Origin of the sequence: Motilibacter peucedani, from assembly GCF_003634695.1 — a bacterium.
In the GTDB taxonomy this organism is placed as follows: Bacteria; Actinomycetota; Actinomycetes; order Motilibacterales; family Motilibacteraceae; genus Motilibacter; species Motilibacter peucedani.
The window spans coordinates 416,658-432,728 of the sequence record NZ_RBWV01000012.1; the positions used below are offsets into that span (position 1 = coordinate 416,658).

The 16,071-nt window shown below is 76.7% G+C and carries 11 protein-coding genes; 6 read left to right on the forward strand and 5 right to left on the reverse strand.

Going from position 1 to position 16,071, the window contains the following annotated elements; translation table 11 throughout:
- Window positions 1–2 precede the first annotated feature (2 nt).
- The 4 genes from CLV35_RS12820 to CLV35_RS12835 all read right to left on the reverse strand — a co-directional run bounded on the left by CLV35_RS12820 (window position 3) and on the right by CLV35_RS12835 (window position 5,062).
- A complete protein-coding gene (locus tag CLV35_RS12820; protein WP_121193859.1) occupies window positions 3–2,270 on the reverse strand; it encodes a putative bifunctional diguanylate cyclase/phosphodiesterase in 2,268 nt (755 codons plus the stop codon).
- Between the two features lie 181 nt (window positions 2,271–2,451).
- Window positions 2,452–3,522 carry a glycosyltransferase gene (locus CLV35_RS12825; RefSeq protein ID WP_121193942.1) on the reverse strand — a complete coding sequence of 357 codons (1,071 nt, stop codon included), beginning with the start codon at window positions 3,520–3,522 and terminating at the stop codon, window positions 2,452–2,454.
- Between the two features lie 23 nt (window positions 3,523–3,545).
- Window positions 3,546–4,337, reverse strand: coding sequence for a carotenoid biosynthesis protein (locus CLV35_RS12830; RefSeq protein WP_231121771.1), 792 nt, complete (start codon window positions 4,335–4,337; stop codon window positions 3,546–3,548).
- On the reverse strand, window positions 4,334–5,062 hold the full coding sequence (locus tag CLV35_RS12835; RefSeq protein WP_121193860.1) for a monooxygenase: 729 nt from the start codon (window positions 5,060–5,062) through the stop codon (window positions 4,334–4,336). The genes CLV35_RS12830 and CLV35_RS12835 overlap by 4 nt, the downstream gene beginning before the upstream one ends.
- 480 nt (window positions 5,063–5,542) lie before the next feature.
- On the opposite strand from CLV35_RS12835, the gene CLV35_RS12840 reads away from it, so the two are divergent.
- From CLV35_RS12840 to CLV35_RS12865, 6 genes are all read left to right on the forward strand, one after another.
- A complete protein-coding gene (locus CLV35_RS12840; RefSeq protein ID WP_121193861.1) occupies window positions 5,543–5,947 on the forward strand; it encodes a DUF6504 family protein in 405 nt (134 codons plus the stop codon).
- A 6-nt stretch (window positions 5,948–5,953) separates the two neighbouring features.
- On the forward strand, window positions 5,954–6,352 hold the full coding sequence (locus tag CLV35_RS12845; protein WP_121193862.1) for an SAV_6107 family HEPN domain-containing protein: 399 nt from the start codon (window positions 5,954–5,956) through the stop codon (window positions 6,350–6,352).
- The gene (locus CLV35_RS12850) at window positions 6,349–10,386 is read left to right on the forward strand and encodes a DNA polymerase III subunit alpha (protein ID WP_121193863.1); all 4,038 of its coding nucleotides are present in this window, start codon (window positions 6,349–6,351) and stop codon (window positions 10,384–10,386) included. Before CLV35_RS12845 ends, CLV35_RS12850 begins: the two co-directional genes overlap by 4 nt.
- A 115-nt stretch (window positions 10,387–10,501) precedes the next feature.
- Window positions 10,502–11,263, forward strand: a complete 762-nt coding sequence (locus CLV35_RS12855; RefSeq protein ID WP_121193864.1) for a methyltransferase domain-containing protein — start codon at window positions 10,502–10,504, stop codon at window positions 11,261–11,263.
- 129 nt (window positions 11,264–11,392) lie between these two features.
- Complete coding sequence (dinB, locus tag CLV35_RS12860; RefSeq protein WP_121193944.1) at window positions 11,393–12,637, forward strand: DNA polymerase IV; 1,245 nt, start codon at window positions 11,393–11,395, stop codon at window positions 12,635–12,637.
- Between the two features lie 184 nt (window positions 12,638–12,821).
- Window positions 12,822–13,229, forward strand: coding sequence for a DUF3040 domain-containing protein (locus CLV35_RS12865; RefSeq protein ID WP_121193945.1), 408 nt, complete (start codon window positions 12,822–12,824; stop codon window positions 13,227–13,229).
- A 284-nt stretch (window positions 13,230–13,513) separates the two neighbouring features.
- Here the strand turns inward: CLV35_RS12865 and CLV35_RS12870 are convergent, their stop codons facing one another.
- Window positions 13,514–15,940, reverse strand: a complete 2,427-nt coding sequence (locus CLV35_RS12870) for a DUF3488 and transglutaminase-like domain-containing protein (RefSeq protein ID WP_121193865.1) — start codon at window positions 15,938–15,940, stop codon at window positions 13,514–13,516.
- Window positions 15,941–16,071: the final 131 nt, after the last annotated feature.

The following is a 16,071-nucleotide window of genomic DNA, read 5'->3' on the forward strand; positions in this document are numbered from 1 at the left end:
TCTCAGCGCAGTGCGACCTCCCGCAGGTCGATCGCCGGGCGGTGCGCCAGGTCGATCAGCGACCCGTACTCCGCCGGCCGCGAGAGCAGGTAGCCCTGGCCCAGGTGGCAGCCGCTCGCGGCGGCCAGGTTGAGCTGCGAGCCCGTCTCCACGCCCTCGGCGACCGTCACCAGGCCCAGCGCCCGCGCCAGGTCGGCGACCGAGCGCACCACCGCCCGGTCGACCGGGCTGGTGTCGATCGCCTGGGTGAAGCTGCGGTCGAGCTTGACCGCCGAGACCGGCAGCCGGGTCAGGTAGGTCAGCGCCGTGTGGCCGGCGCCGAAGTCGTCGATCGCGAGGCGTACGTGCTGGCGGCGCAGCTCCTGCAGCGCCCGGCCGGTGGTGGCGAGGTCCTCGAGCAGCGCGTTCTCGGTGACCTCGACCGTCAGGTCCTCCGGCGCTAGACCGGCGTCGGAGCGTGCCGACTCGGTCACCTTGCACAGGGTGGGCGAGGCCAGCGTGCGGGCGGAGTAGTTGACCCACGCGCCGAGCCCCCGGCCGAGGGCGCGCCCGAGCACGCCGATGTCGGTGCAGGCCTGCCGGGCGACGTGCTCGTCGAGCTCGATGATCAGGTCGGAGTCCTGCGCGAGCGGCAGGAAGTCGTCGGGCGCCAGGAGCCCCATCGTGGGGTGCTGCCAGCGCATCAGCGCCTCGGCCGCGACCATCGCGCCGGTGCGCAGGTCGACCAGCGGCTGGTAGTGCACGACGATCTCGTGGCGCTCCAGCGCCCGGTGCAGCTCGGCGCGCAGCCGCATCCGCCCGCGGGCCCGCTCGCGCATCCGCTCGTCGAAGAGCACCGCCCGCCCGCGGCCGGCGTCCTTGGCGGCGTAGAGCGCGAGGTCGGCGTCGCCGATCAGCGCCTCCGCGCTCAGGTCGCTGCCGGACTCGCGGTTGACCGCGACGCCGACGCTGACGGTGGGGAACACCTCGGTGCCCGAGATGGTCACCGGCTGGCGCACGCCCTCGACGATGCGCGCGGCGAGCCGGAAGACGGCGTCGGCGTCGGGCACGTCCTCGCACAGGATGACGAACTCGTCGCCGCCCAGGCGCACGATCGTGTCCTCGGGGCGCACGGCGTCGCGCAGCCGGCTCGCGATGGTGACGAGCAGGGTGTCGCCCGCGCCGTGGCCCAGGCTGTCGTTGACCGACTTGAAGTGGTCGAGGTCGCACAGCAGCACGCCGACGCGGCTGCGGTGGCGCCCGACGCGGGCGAGGGCGTGGCTGAGCCGGTCGTCGAGCAGCGCGCGGTTGCCGAGCCCCGTGAGCGTGTCGTGGCGCGAGAGGTAGGTCAGCTTGCGGGCGAGCTCGGTGCGCTCGGTCGTGTCGCGCACCATCGCGCAGCTCAGCCGCCGGCCGGGCACGTCGACGGTGGTGACGCTGACCTCGGCGGGGAACGTGCTGCCGTCGCGGCGCCGGGCCGTCACGTCGTGGCCGCGTCCGAGCAGCGCCGGGTCCTCCGGCTCGGTCGCGGCCTCGACCGGGGCAGGGGTGTCGTCCGAGTCGCTGGGCAGCAGCCGGCCGAGCTCGAAGCCGACCAGCTCGCCGGGCCCGAAGCCGAACATCCGCTCGGCCATCGGGTTGGCCGTCTCGATCGTGCCGTCCTCGAGCACGGTGAGGATGCCGTCGGCGGCCGACTCGAACACCGCGCGGATGCGCTGCTCGGACTCGCGCAGCGCCTCCGCGGCGCGCTGCTCGCGCTCACGGCTGCGGAACTGGTCGACGGCCAGCGCCACCCGGTCGGCGACCAGGCGCATGAGCTGCAGGTCGTCGACGACGAAGCGGTTCGGCTCGTAGGCGGAGACCTGCACGACCCCGGTGACCGCGCCACCCAGCACCAGCGGCGCCAGCAGCAGGCTGCGCAGCGGCGCGTCCTGGGCGGCCAGCGGCTGGCGCTGCCGCGAGGCCAGCAGGTCGGGGATGATCCGGGCCTGCCGGCTCTCGGCGACGCCGCCCAGGATCCCGGCGCCCATCGCGATGCGCTCGAGACCGGGCTTGCTGTCGCGGAAGCCGACGCTGGCGTGGGCGACCAGCTCGCCGCCCTCGACCAGGTAGAGCGTCGCGGCGTCGCCGCCGAGGGTGTCGCGGAACCGGGTCACCAGCTCCACCAGCGCCTGGTCGGGCGGCAGCGGCAGCAGGGCCACGTCCACCATCTGCTGGAGGACCAGCATCAGCAGCTCGGGCTCCGGCGTGTCGGTGCCCGTGCTGCTGGCGCTCGTTGCGCTCGTGGGCATGGCCGCAGGCTCCTCGTACGTCGAGTTCAGACCCCCGTGGACCGAACGGTGTGTGCTGCCTCGCTTACCCAGCGTACGGCTGGGGATGTCCCGGATGCACCGACACCACCCGTTCGGCCCATCCAGCCACTCGTCCGAGGTCGTGCGCGCGCGGCGCGCCGGGACGTCACCCTGCCGGGCGTCACCCCAACGGGCGGCCCTTCCACGCCAGCGTGCCGGCCCGCCGGCCGAGCCACGAGCGCACCGCCAGCCAGCTGAAGACGGCCACCGACGCCGGGTGCGCGAGCGCGTCGAGCTGCCGGCCGCCCGTGCGGCGCGCGACGAGCACCCTCCCCGCGACCGCGGCGGCGTAGCCGGCCAGCCCCGCGCGAGAGCCGCGCAGGGCAGCGGCCGGCGGCACGACGTACGCGAGGGCGAGCGCCCCTGTCACCGCCGCGGTGCCGGCGGGAGAGCCGAACGCCGCCCACAGCGACTTGGTGTAGCCCTCGCGCAGCTCGCCCCAGCCGGTGTACATCCGGCAGGTCGCGAGCGTCGTGCCGTCGGCGACGCCGCCGCGGCCGCCGCTGCGCTTGACCGCGCGCAGCAGGGCGAGGTCCTCGAGCACCTCACGGCGTACGCCTGCGTGCCCGCCGCACCGGTCGTAGGCCGCGCGGTCGACGCAGAGCAGCTGGCCGTTGGCGGCCGCGAGCGAGGGCCGGGTGCTCCGCTCGGCCAGCCCCAGCGGCAGCGTGGTCGCCCACGACCACTGCAGCAGCGGCTGCACCAGCCGCTCGGCCGGCGACGCGCACAGCTGCCGCGGATAGGGCGAGACCAGTGCGAGGCCGCGCTCGCGCAGCAGCTGCACGGTGGCGCGCACCGCGTGGGGGGCGAGCACGACGTCGGCGTCGACGAAGACCAGCGCGCTCGAGGCCGGGTCGGCCAGCTCGGCCAGCTGGGCGCACGCCCACGGCTTGCCCAGCCAGCCGGCCGGCAGCGGGCGCCCGCTGACGACCCGGCCGACGGGCCCGAGCACCTCGGCGGCGAGCGCGGCGGTGCCGTCGGAGGAGCCGTCGTCGAGCACGAGCACCTCGACCCGTGGGTCGGCGCGGACGACCTCGCGCAGCGCCTCGAGGCAGGGGCGGGCCCGGTGCTCCTCGTCGCGCAGCGGCAGCAGCACCGAGACCCGCTCGGCCAGCGGAGCGGGCTCCGCCGGCGGGCGCGGGAGGCGGCGCAGGTTGTAGGCGGTGTGCGCGGTGCCGAGCGACGCGAGCATGGCGCCGGCGCGCACCAGCCTGCTCACCGGGCGTCCCGCACCAGGCTGCGCACGAACGGCACCGCGACCAGGCCCATGACGACCCCGCCGACCAGCGCGACGCTCGGGCGGCCGAAGAACGCCGCAGCGGCCAGGGTCGAGCCGACCCACGTCCAGAGGAAGAGCACGGCCGGCACCAGCTCGTCGACGGGGCCGTGGGTCCGCCGGGCGTCCGGCAGCAGCCGGTCGAGCAGCGCCATCAGCACCGCCGCGACGAGCAGCCAGCCGGCGACGTTCGTCACCGGGATGCCCGGGACGCCCGGCAGCGCGGGGTCGGGGTGCACCCAGGTCCAGTGGCCGGCGTCGACCATCTGCGGGTCGAGGAACAGGTCCCAGCTCGCCAGCGCGAGCGTCGCGGCGCCCACCCGGCCGGCCCTCGTCGTGCCGACGCGGCGCCCCACGACCAGCGCCGGGTAGGCGAACATCGCCCACGCCAGCGGGATGACCAGGGGCACGTCGAGCAGCTTGGGCCCCAGCGACCCGGCGTAGGAGTAGTCGCCGAACGGGTAGCCGGTGGCCACGCCGACCGCCTCGGCGCCGAGGCCGACGGCGAGCGTCGTCGCTGCGTACGTCGCGGCCCAGCGCGCCCCCCGCTGCACCGCCGCGTCGGCGAGCACCGCGGCGAAGAAGACGCACACCGTCGCCACGGTCAGCCGGTCCTGCGCGGTGCCCTCGGGGGTCAGCGGGTAGGCGACCTGGAGCAGCACCACGGCCGCCGCGGGGAGCAGCGTCCAGGGCAGCCGGGTCGCGGCGGGGAGCGCGCGCTGCACGGTCACGGGCTCGTGCCGGCGTGGGTGCCGCCGGCGTCGAGGACCTCGAAGCGCGCGAACAGCTCCTCGGAGTACCACTGCAGCTCGGCCGTCCGCCGCACCGCCTGCTGGTGCGCGGCGCCGCGGTGGGCGAAGGCGGTCAGGTCGGCGGCGGAGTCCCAGACCGAGAAAGTGCCCTGGAGCCCGACGGGCGCCTCGCCGATGCCGAGCGCCAGGCGCAGTCCGGGGGAGCGGTGCAGGTCGGCCGAGACCGGGGGCACCGAGCGCCAGAAGCGGGCCAGCGTGCGGGGGCGCAGCCGCGCCCGCGTCAGCGCCGCGACAGGGCCCTGGTGGCCTCGCACGGGCTCGGGGTCGCCGAACGGCTCCAGCCCCGCCCAGCGCCCGCGGCTGGCCAGCGGGCGCAGGTCGAGGTGCAGGACCTCGGTGCTGCGCCGGGCCCAGCCGGCGTGCAGGCTGCCGCGCTCGAACGCCCGGGCCGCGTCGGGGCCGTCCCAGGCGGCGAGCAGCGCCCAGTGCGTGAGGTCGGCGTCGCGCAGCCCGAACGTGCGGCCCGACCCGGTGCCCAGCAGCTTGGCGAAGCGCAGGCCGGGTACGCGGTGCAGCCGCCGCCGGTCGAGCGCCATCGCCGCCAGCGCGCCGCCCACCGCCGCCGGCCGTACGCCCCACACGTGCAGCGTGACCAGGGGGGTCGTGCTGGTCGGGCTCGGGCTGGTCGTGGGGGTGCTCTCCATCGCCCTCGCGACCCTACTTGCCGCCCCGCGCCCCTGCACCCGCGCGCCGGGCCTGCTCGCCCCCCGCTCGCGATGGTCATGGGGTTCTCAGGCGACACGCCGGCGTGCCGCGCTGACAACCTCATGATCGTCCGACTGGCGGTGGTGCGGTGGTCCCGCGGGCGCTCCACAGGGGTGGAGGGGACCCGTTGCGCCGGGCCCGTGCACCGGTCTACTCTCGAACTGTTCGAACACTCGTTCGAACAGCCTGGTGCTGGCGGCGTGGGACCTCGACCCCCGCGCCGCCGGCACCAGGCGGTGGTGCCGCGGGTCGGCTGGGCGTGGGGAAGCGCTCCAGCCGGGCCGCGCACCTCCACGACGTGCTGCCTTCCCCTCGGCACGCCGACCCTGCCCAGCCCCGCCGCGCGCTGCCCGCGTGCTGCTCGGCCAGGTCCGGGTCGGGCTGCGGACAGACCGGCAGGACGATCGAGGAGGCGCGGAGTGCGACGCTACGACGACCCGGTGGACGTGCGGGCGGGTGACCTGCACGACCCCGAGCTGCAGCAGCCCCAGCAGTTCCTGTGGCGCGGGCGGCTCTACGTCGTCCGCGACGTGCTCGCCCACTGGGTGGAGACCGGTGCCTGGTGGCGCGCCCCGTCGGCGCAGGTCGTCCACGGCCTCTCCGACGCGGAGCCCGTGCCGTCCGGCGTGCCGTCCAGCGGGTCGTCCGGCGTGCCGGCAGGCGGGCGGGCCGCAGCGGTCCTGCCGCGCGCGGTCGCCGACGACGGCGAGCGGCAGGTGTGGCGGGTCGAGGCCAGCGCCGGGCGCGCGCAGGGCACCGGCGTCTTCGACCTGTCCCACGACCCCGCTGCCGGTGCGTGGCGGCTCACCCGGGCCCTGGACTGAGCAGCGATGACCACCACTGCCCTGCGCTCCGCCGCCCCGCTGCCCGGCGGCGCCCTCGACCTGCTCGGCTCGGCGCACCGCGACCTCGACGAGGCCGTGCGCGCGCCGGCACCCACCGACCGCTACGCCGCCGCCCACCGCTCGGCGCTGCGGGCGGCCGCCGCGGTGCTCGCCGTCCGCGCCCGCCCCGACGGCCGCCGCCGCGTGCGCACCGCCTGGGACCTGCTGGCCGGCGTGGCGCCCGAGCTGCAGGAGTGGGCCGCCTTCTTCGCCGCGGGTGCGGCCAAGCGGGCCGCGGCCGAGGCCGGGCTGCGGCGCAGCGTCTCCGAGCGCGACGCCGACGACCTGGTCCGCGACTCCCGCACCTTCCTGCAGGTCGTCGAGCGCTCCCTGGGGGTCGAGTGAGCGCCGTCGGCAGCGACCCGTTCGTCCACCTGCACGTCGCGTCCGGCTACTCGCTGCGGCACGGCACCAGCCACCCGCACCTGCTCGTCGAGCGCGCCGCCGAGCACGGCATGGACACCCTCGCGCTCACCGACCGCGACGGCACCTACGGCGCGGTGCGCTTCGCCAAGGCCTGCCGGTCGGCGGGGCTGCGCCCGGTGCTCGGCGTCGACCTGGCCGTCGAGCCGAGCGGCCTGCTGCCCGAGCCCGGGGCCGCGGCGGGCGGCGCCGCCCGGCGCACCCCTGCCCGCGGCGGCGCCGAGGTCGACCCGAGGCACCCGCGGGCCGTGGTCCTCGCGCGGGCCGGCGGCGGCCTGGGCTGGCGCGCGCTGTGCCGGCTGGTCTCGGCCACCCACCTGCGCGGCGAGCGCGGCCGGCCCGTGACGACCCTCGAGCTGCTGGCCGAGCACGCCGCCGACGGCGAGCTCGTCGTCCTGCTGGGCGCGGCCTCCGAGGTGGCGCGGGCGCTCGAGGCCCGGCGCGACGACCTGGCCCGCGAGCTGGTGCAGCGCTGGCGCGCCGCGCTCCCCGCGGGCGCGCTGGTCACCGAGGTGGTGTCCCACCGCGGCCCGGGCGACAGCGTGCGGGCCGCCCGGCTCTACGCACTGGCCGCAGAGGAGCGGGTGCCCGCGGTGCTCACCAACGCCGTGCGCTGCCTCGACCGGTCCGACGCCCCGGTCGCCGACGTGCTCGACGCGGCCCGCCGGCTCGTGCCGCTGAGCGAGCGCTCGGTCGACCGGGCCAACGCCGAGGGCTTCCTCAAGAGCGGGCGCGAGATGGCGGTGGTCGCCGCCGAGGTCGCCCGGCTGGCCGGCGCGGCCGACGAGACCGGCGGAGAGCTGCTCCGGGCGACGCGCCGCATCGCCGACCAGTGCGCCCTCGACCCCAAGACCGACCTCGGCCTCGGGGTCGTCCACCTGCCCGAGCTCGACGTGCTCGACCGGGGCGGGCTCCCACTGGGGACGGTCCGCGAGTCCGCCCAGCAGGACGCCAACGCCGTGCTCGCCGCCCGGTGCGAGGCCGGGCTCGTCCGGCGCCGTATGGACCAGGGCTCCGAGCTGGGCCGCCTCGAGGCCCGGCGCCGGCTCGACGACGAGCTCGGCGTCATCGCCACGCTGGGCTTCGCCTCCTACTTCCTCACCGTCGCCGACGTCGTCGACCTCGTCCGCGAGATGGGGGTGCGGTGCGCGGCCCGCGGGTCGGGAGCCGGCTCGCTGGTCAACTACCTGCTCGGCATCTCGGGGGTCGACCCGCTGCGCCACGGCCTGCTCATGGAGCGGTTCCTCTCGCCGCTGCGCGCCCAGCTGCCCGACATCGACATCGACGTCGAGTCGGCCCGGCGCACCGAGGTCTACGAGCGCGTCCTGGCCCGCTTCGGCGCCGAGCGCGTGGCCTGCGTCTCGATGACCGACACCTACCGCGTGCGCCACGCGATCCGCGACGTCGGCGCCGCGCTCGGGATGCCGCCGACCGAGGTCGACATGCTGGCCAAGGCCTTCCCGCACATCCGGGCCCGCGACGCGCGGCTCGCCATGGAGGAGCTCCCCGAGCTGCGCGCCAGCGGGCTCGACGCCGGTCGGCTCGACCTGCTGCTCGGGCTCGTCGAGCGCCTCGACGGCCTGCCGCGCCACATCGCGCTGCACCCGTGCGGCGTGCTGCTCTCCGACGCCACGCTGCTCGACCGCACGCCCGTCGAGTCCAGCTGGCTGGGCTTCCCCATGAGCCAGTTCGACAAGGACGACGTCGAGGACCTCGGGCTGCTCAAGCTCGACGTGCTCGGCATCCGCATGCAGTCGGCGATGTCGCACGCGCTGGAGGAGGTGGCCCGGGTCGACGGGGTCCACGTCGACATCGACGACCAGCTCCAGGTGCCCCTCGACGACCCGGCGACCTTCCGGCTGGTGCAGTCCTCGCGCACGCTGGGCTGCTTCCAGATCGAGTCGCCCGGCCAGCGCGAGCTCGTCGGCAAGTTCGCGCCCGAGACCTTCGCCGACCTCGTCATCGACATCTCGCTGTTCCGGCCGGGCCCGGTCAAGAGCGACATGGTCACCCCCTTCCTCCAGGCGCGGCACGGCTGGACCGGTGCGAGCTACCTGCACGAGGACCTGCGCCCCGTCCTCGAGCCGACCTCGGGCGTCGTCGTCTTCCACGAGCAGGTCCTCGAGATCGTCGCGACCTTCACCGGGTGCTCGCTCGCCTACGCCGACGAGGTGCGCCGCGCGCTCGGCGACCCCGTGGGCAAGCCGGAGGTCGAGGCGTGGTTCCGGCCGACAGCGCTGGCCCGGGGCTACTCCGAGCACGACGTCGAGCGGGTGTGGGAGGTGCTGGTCGCCTTCGCGTCGTTCGGCTTCTGCAAGGCCCACGCCGCCGCCTTCGCCCTGCCCACCTACCAGTCGGCGTGGCTCAAGGCCCACCACCCCGCCGCCTTCCTCGCCGGCGTGCTCACCCACGACCCCGGCATGTACCCCAAGCGGCTGATCCTCGACGACGCCCGCCAGTTCGGCATCGCGGTGCTGCCGCTCGACGTCAACGCCTCCGACCCCGAGTACCGCGTCGAGCGCGTCGGCGTCCTCGACGAGCCGCCGCCCGCGATCCTCGGCGCGCCGCCCCGGCCGGCTCCCGAGGAGGGCCTGCCCGACGGCCGCGCCTACGGCATCCGGCTCGGGCTCGACGACGTCAAGGGCATCTCCGACGCCGAGGTCGCCCGCGTCGTGGCCGGCCGGCCCTACGCGACCCTCGCCGACTTCTGGCACCGCGCCCGCGTCTCGCGCCCGGTGGTCGAGCGGCTGGTGGTCGCCGGCGCCTTCGACTCGCTCTACGGCATCGGCGCGCCCGCGCCCGTGCGCCGGCGGGGCGCGGTCACCCGCCGCGACCTCCTGCTCCAGGTGGCCGACCTCGACCGCTGGACGCGCTCGACGTCCTCGGGCGGTGGGGGACGCGCCGGCGGCCGGCGCTCCGCAGGCACCGGCCGCTCCGCCGGGGGACCGGGGCGCACCCGGCCGGCCGACGCCGCGGCGGGCCAGGGGAGCGGCCGGCAGGTCGAGCGGCCGGACGGTCGGCTCGACCGCCCGAAGGACGGGTGGCCCGAGCGGGCGGGCCGCGGCGGCTGGGCCGACGACCTCGGCGACGCCGCCGCCCGGGCGGCCCGCCAGTCGCAGGCGCCCCGCTCGCGCGGCGCCACGGCGGGCGAGCAGTCCGTGCAGCTCGCCCTCGACCTCGGCGACGCGCCCGACACGGCGCTGAGCAGCGGGCTGCCCGAGATGACCGCGGCCGAGCGCGTGCGCGCCGAGCTCGAGGTGCTCGGGCTCGACGTCAGCCGCCACGTGGTCGACTTCTACGCCCCGCTGCTCGACGCGCTCGGCACCACCCGCTCGCCCGACCTGCTGCGCCGCCGCTCGGGGGCCGAGGTGCTGGTCGCCGGGGTCAAGGTGGCCACCCAGACCCCTCCGGTCCGGTCGGGCCGCCGGGTGATCTTCGTGACGCTCGACGACTCCACCGGCCCGGTCGACGCGACGTTCTTCGAGGACGCGCAGATCGGCTACGCCACCACGCTGTTCCACTCGTGGCTGCTGGTCGTCCGGGGCGAGACCCGGCGCACCGGGCCGCGCGGCATCTCGCTGCGCGCCACCGGCTGCTGGGAACTGCCCCGGCTGTTCGCGGCGTGGGAGACGGGCGGCATGCCCGCGGTCGAGGAGCTGCTCAACGCGCCTGCGGTGGTCAGCGAGCAGGCCGTCGCCGGCGCGGCGGCCAGCCGGTCGAGCCGCCCGGTGCTGGTCAGCCCGCCGGTGGGCTCGAGCGCGCAGGTCTACGAGCCGCGCGACGACAGCGCCGGGTCGGGGGCGGGCGGGATGCGCACCCGGGTCACCGACCGCGTGCTCGTCCACCCGAGCGGCTTCCGCCAGTCGCCCTACGCCGACATCGCGCCGGCCGGCGACGACGCGAGGAGCGCCCCGCGCAAGCTGTGGCACTCGAGCCCCGGGAGCGCGGGCGGATGACCACCACCCTGCCGCCGTCGTCCCTGCCGTCGTCCCTGCCGCCGACGTCCCTGCCGACGGAGGCCCTGCCGACGGCCCGCTGCCGGCGGACGGCCGCTCCACTAGGGTCGGAGCCGTGCCGGACCCGCAGCGCGCCCGCCCCGACCGCAGCCGAGTCCGCACGGCCGTCGTCTGGGACGTGCTGCGCGGCGTCCTCGCGGGCGGGCGCCCGCTCTCGGTCGTCGACGCCGGTGGCGGCACCGGCGGCTTCGCCGTCCCGCTGGCCGAGCTGGGCCACGACATCACCGTGGTCGACCCGAGCCCTGACGCGCTGGCCGCTCTCGAGCGCCGCCTCGCCGACGTCGAGGCCGAGGGCCGACCCGTCCGGGGCAGCGTCCGGGCCGTGCAGGGCGACGTCGCGGGCCTGCTCGAGGTGGTCGAGCCCGCTGCCGCCGACCTCGTCCTCTGCCACGGTGTGCTCGAGTTCGTCGACGACCCGGTCGAGGCGCTGGGCGCGGTGGCCCGCTGCCTGCGCCCCGGCGGCTCGCTCAGCCTGCTCGCCGCCAACCGCTCCGCCGTCGTCCTCTCGCGCGCCGTCGCCGGGCGCTTCGCCGAGGCGCGCCACGCCCTCGACGACCCGTCCGGCCGCTGGGGCGAGCGCGACCCCGTGCCCCGCCGCTTCACCCGCACCCAGCTCGAGCAGCTGCTCGGCGACGCCGGGTTCGCGGTCGCGGCGGTCCACGGCGTCCGGGTCTTCGCCGACCTCGTGCCCGGTGCGCTCGTCGACGGCGAGCCCGGTGCGGTCGACGCGCTGCTCGCGCTCGAGGCCGCCGCTGCCGCGGAGCCTGCGTTCCAGGCGGTCGCGACCCAGCTGCACGTGCTCGCCACGCTGGGCTGAGCCCGCGCCTCCGGGCGCCGGAGCCCGAGGCGTGCGCCCTGACCCGTGCTGCCCCGGGCGAGGTCCCCGGTGAGCGCCGTGCTCGAGCCGACCGCCGACGACAGCGGCTGCACCCTGCTGCACGTCGACATGGACGCGTTCTACGCGTCGGTGTCGCTGCGCGAGCGCCCCGAGCTGCAGGGCACCCCGGTCGTGGTCGGCGGCAACGGCACCCGCGGGGTGGTGCTCTCGGCCACCTACGAGGCGCGGGCCTACGGCGTGCGCTCGGCGATGCCCACCACCCGGGCGCGCCGCCTCTGCCCGCAGGCGACGTTCCTGGCGCCCGACTTCGAGGCCTACACCCGCGTCTCGGCCGGGGTGATGGAGCTGTTCCGCACGGTCACCCCGCTGGTCGAGCCGCTCTCGCTCGACGAGGCGTTCCTCGACGTGGGCGGCGCGGTGCGCCGGCTGGGCCGCCCGGCCCGGATCGCCCAGCTCCTGCGCGACCGCGTCGCCGACGAGCAGGGCATCACCTGCTCGGTCGGGGTGGCGCCGAGCAAGCTGGTCGCCAAGCTCGCCTCGACCGCCTCCAAGCCCGACGGCCTGCTCGTCGTGCCCGCCGACAGCGTGCTCGCGTTCCTGCACCCGCTTCCGGTCTCGGCGCTGTGGGGGGTCGGCGAGAAGACCGCCGAGGTGCTCGGACGGCTGGGGCTGCGTACGGTCGGCGACCTCGCGCACGTGCCTGCCCACACGCTGCGCCGTGCGCTCGGGCCGGGTGCGGGTGCCGCGCTGCACGCGATGGCCTGGGGCCGCGACTCCCGGCGCGTGACCCCGCTCGAGCCCGAGCGCAGCACCGGCGCCGAGGAGACGTTCTCCCGCGACGTCGACGACCCGCGCGCGATCCACCGCGAGCTGCTCCGGCTCTCGCAGCGCACCGCCGAGCGCCTGCGGCTCGCCGGCCACGTCGGCCGCACCGTCGTGGTCAAGGTGCGGTTCTCCGACTTCACCACGATCACCCGGTCGCGCACGCTGCGCGAGTCGACCGACGTGGCGCAGGAGATCTACGCGACCGCCCGGGGGCTCTTCGACGGGCTGGGGCTGCAGCGCGCCCGCATCCGGCTGGTCGGCGTACGCGTCGAGGGCCTCGCCGAGCTCGAGCGCACTCCCCGCCAGCTCGCGCTCGACGAGCGGGCGACCGGCTGGCGCGACGCCGAGCGGGCGGCCGACCGGGCGGCCGCGCGGTTCGGCAGCGGCGCCGTACGCCCCGCGACCCTGGTCCGCACCACCTCGGGCGAGCCGGACGACCGCGGCGGCCGCGACGACGCCTCCGCCCGCGACCACCCCTTCGTCCGCACCCGCCAGGACCCGTCCACCCGCGCCGGGCGGCCCGCCTGACGCCTCCTCGCCGACGGCTGGACGCCGCCCCGCCGGCGCGCCTGCAGGGGCGTTCACCGACGGCCCGGCGCGGGTACCTGCGCACGAGTAGGTCACAGTTGGGGTTGTGGGTTTCCCACTGCGCGAACCCCACCTATCCTGGTAGCACCGCCGCGATGGCGGAGTAGGCGTGGAGGAGGACACCGTGCCGCTCTCTGACCACGAGCAACGACTGCTCGAGCAGATGGAGCGCGCGCTGTACGCGGAGGATCCGAAGTTCGCTTCGGCTCTGCGCGGCAGCGACTTGCGCCGGATGCACCGCCGGCGTGTCCTCAAGGCTGCCGTGGGCGTCTTCGTCGGCATCGCCCTGCTGCTCACCGGCGTCATCACCAAGGTCATCGCGCTGGGCGTGCTCGGCTCGATCCTGATGATCCTGTCGGCGCTGCTCGCGGTCCACAGCTGGCGCCAGATCCCCGGCCCCGACGGCGCGACCCCCGCTGCGCCGGGACGCGCCCCCTCCGGCCCCCGCGGACGCGGTCCGCGCGGCAGCCGCCCGATCATGCAGCGCATCGAGGACCGCTGGAACCGCCGCCGCGAGGGCAACGGCTTCTAGCTCCGGCTCGACACCACGACGGCCGCACCCCACCCGGGGTGCGGCCGTCGTCGTACGTGCTGGCGCGGCCTGCCCGCCGGCCTCGCCGGACGCGGTGCGGACGAGCGGTAGCAGCTGCGGGTCGGCGGCAGCCGAGGTGCTAGAGCCGGCCCGCAGGTGCTACCGCCCAGCGCGTCACCGCCCGACCGCCGGGCGCCACCGCCCGGCGGGAGGAGCTGACGACCGGACCGCGAGGTGACCGAGCCCGCGGCCCGCGCCGGGCACCGCGTGGAGCGGATGGAGCCCTACCCCCGCAGGCGGAACAGCTGCCGCGGCCGCAGGCGCGCTGCTGAGTCGCTGACCGTGCCGGCAGCGCTCGACCACGTGCGCCCCACCGCCGCCCGCACCGACGACCACGTCGAGCGCGGCACCCAGCGGGCGCGGAACCGGTCGGTGGCCTGCGCGGAGTCGAGCAGGGCGCGGGACACCGCGCGCGCGTCGGCGCTGACGTCGGGCATCGCGGCGCCGCGGGCGGCGAAGCGGGCCCGCTCGTAGGCGGTGAGCAGCCGGGCGAGGGGCCCGACCTCGGTGAGCGGCAGGCCGGACGCGCGGGCGAGCTGGGCAGCGTACTGGCGGGGTGTCTGCGCACCGCTGCGCCGGCCGAGCCCGAGGTCGAGGGCCGTGTCGGCGACCTCGTCCCAGGCGGCGCCGACCCCCGCGGCGGTGGCACCGGCGCCCAGGCGGCGACCGCGCAGGCGGCGGCGGGCGAGCACCGGCAGCAGCCAGAGGGCCAGGACGGCGAGGAGGACGACACCGGCCCGCACCGGCGTCGAGTAGTCGGAGGAGGACCCGCCCGGACCGCCGCTCGCGGCTGCCGCGCTGGCGAGGCCCGGGTCGCGGTCCTTGGCGCTGGCCGTCGACGAGGCCGAGGTCGCCGAGCTGGACGGCTCGGCGCTCGAGGCCTTGGCGGCGTCCTCGAGCTCCTTCGCGTTCGCGGCGGTGGCGTAGCCGGGTGTGTCGGTGCTCACGCCGTCGTTGCGGGGCGTCGGCTCGAACCGCAGCCAGCCGTAGCCCTCGAACCACAGCTCGGGCCAGGCGTGCGCGAGCAGCGTGGTGATCTCGTAGGTCGTCTTGTTGTCGCTGCCGGTGACGCCGTCGCCCGGGAGGTAGCCGATGGCGAGCCGTGCGGGGATGCCCAGGGCGCGCGAGAGCAGCACCATGGCCGTCGCGTAGTGGACGCAGAAGCCGCTGCGGTTCCGGAGGAACGACTGGAGCAGCGTCTCCTGGTTGCCCGGCGTCGGCGCGTGCTCGTCGTAGGCGAAGCCCGCGCGCGAGGGGTTGTGGAACCAGTCCTGGAGCGCGAGCGCCTCGGCGTAGGGACGCTCGTCGCGCGAGGCCGCTGGGCCCACGGCCTCGTCGAGCGCCTCCTGGACGTAGCCCAGGTCGCCGAGCCCGGCCGTGTCGACGTAGCGGCGCGACGGCTGGCCCGCCTTCCCCGGCTCGGCCGCCTGCACCTTGAGCAGGTCGTCGGCGTCGGGGTCGGGCTCGACCTGGGTGACCTCGTAGTCCATGTCGGCCGAGGTCTGCCCGCCCTGACCGACGACCTCGTGGAGCTCGTCGTTGCCGGCCCACGTGCCGTCGAGCCCGCTGACGACCTTGGGCGCGTAGGGCAGCGGCAGGTAGCGCGAGCGGTAGGCCTTGGTGGTCGACACCTGGATCTTGCGCTCCTCGCCGGCCGCGACGACCCAGCCGGACGGGAACAGCGTGCCGTCGCGGCTGGTCGAGTCGGCCTCGCCGCGTGGGTCGTGCTTCCACGTCGTGCCGGTGAAGGAGCTGAAGACCTCGGTGCGCATGTAGGGCGACGCGCCCTGGTCGACGAAGGTGGCGCCGGTCGGCGGCCGGGGGACCGAGACCGTGAAGACCTTGACCTTCTGGCGCGAGCCGAGGTCGCGCGAGAGGTTGACGAGCGGGTCGCCGGTGCCGATGCGGCCGTTGGCGCTGGGTCCGCCGCCGCCGAAGCGCAGCGCGTGTCCGTCGAGCCCGGGCACGGCCACGGGGGCGACCACGGCCAGGGCCAGCGCGGTGCCGCCGACCCGGCGGCCGACGACGGAGAGCGGGTTGGCCGACTGGGTGCGCGGCCCGCCGAGCAGACGCCCCCACCGGCCCACGCGGTCGCGGGACTCCGCGAGCAGGAGGCCGAGGTAGGACGCCGCGCCGAGCAGGAACGCCCACCACGGGACGCCGGCGCTCGAGACGGCCCCCGGGACGGCGTAGACGGCGAGCAGCACGAGCCCCGCGGCCGCAGGACGACGCAGGGTCACCGTCACCACGTCGATCGCCACAGCGACGAGCCCGAGCCCGCCGACCGCCAGCAGCGCGAAGCCGGGCGTGACGGGTACGGGTGCGGCGTAGTTGTCGACGTCGGAGACGCCGCTCTGCAGCACGTCGCCGAGCGCGCGCAGGGCGCCGGCCGAGGGCAGCAGCCCGAACGGAGCGGCGTCGCGGGCGCGGTAGGCGACCAGCCAGACCAGCAGCACGGCGAGCGAGCCGAGCGGCACGAGGACGCGGGGGAGGCCTGCGCGTCGCAGCAGCTCGGCCGCGGCGATGACCAGCACGACCGTGAAGGCGACCGGCACCATCCAGGCGCGCGAGTCGTAGACCGGCCACAGCGAGGTGGCCGCGCACAGCAGCGCGACCGTCTCGGCGACCACGAGCACCAGCCGGTCCCTCATGCAGCTCCTCCAGACGTACGCAGGCCTGCCGACCCCGCACCGGCGCCGAGCCCGGCGCCCAGCCGGCCCCATGCTGCGGTGACGGTGTCGCCCGAGGCGATGACCGTGGCCCGCCACCCCGCCGCGCGCAG

What these genes read in the sequence shown, in the direction of transcription:
- dinB (WP_121193944.1), top strand. Translation starts at nt 11,393, where the DNA reads ATGGACGCGTTCTACGCGTCGGTGTCGCTGCGCGAGCGCCCCGAGCTG.
- CLV35_RS12845 (WP_121193862.1), top strand. Translation starts at nt 5,954, where the DNA reads ATGACCACCACTGCCCTGCGCTCCGCCGCCCCGCTGCCCGGCGGCGCC.
- CLV35_RS12870 (WP_121193865.1), bottom strand. Translation starts at nt 15,940, where the DNA reads ATGAGGGACCGGCTGGTGCTCGTGGTCGCCGAGACGGTCGCGCTGCTG.
- CLV35_RS12820 (WP_121193859.1), bottom strand. Translation starts at nt 2,270, where the DNA reads ATGCCCACGAGCGCAACGAGCGCCAGCAGCACGGGCACCGACACGCCG.
- CLV35_RS12835 (WP_121193860.1), bottom strand. Translation starts at nt 5,062, where the DNA reads ATGGAGAGCACCCCCACGACCAGCCCGAGCCCGACCAGCACGACCCCC.
- CLV35_RS12825 (WP_121193942.1), bottom strand. Translation starts at nt 3,522, where the DNA reads ATGCTCGCGTCGCTCGGCACCGCGCACACCGCCTACAACCTGCGCCGC.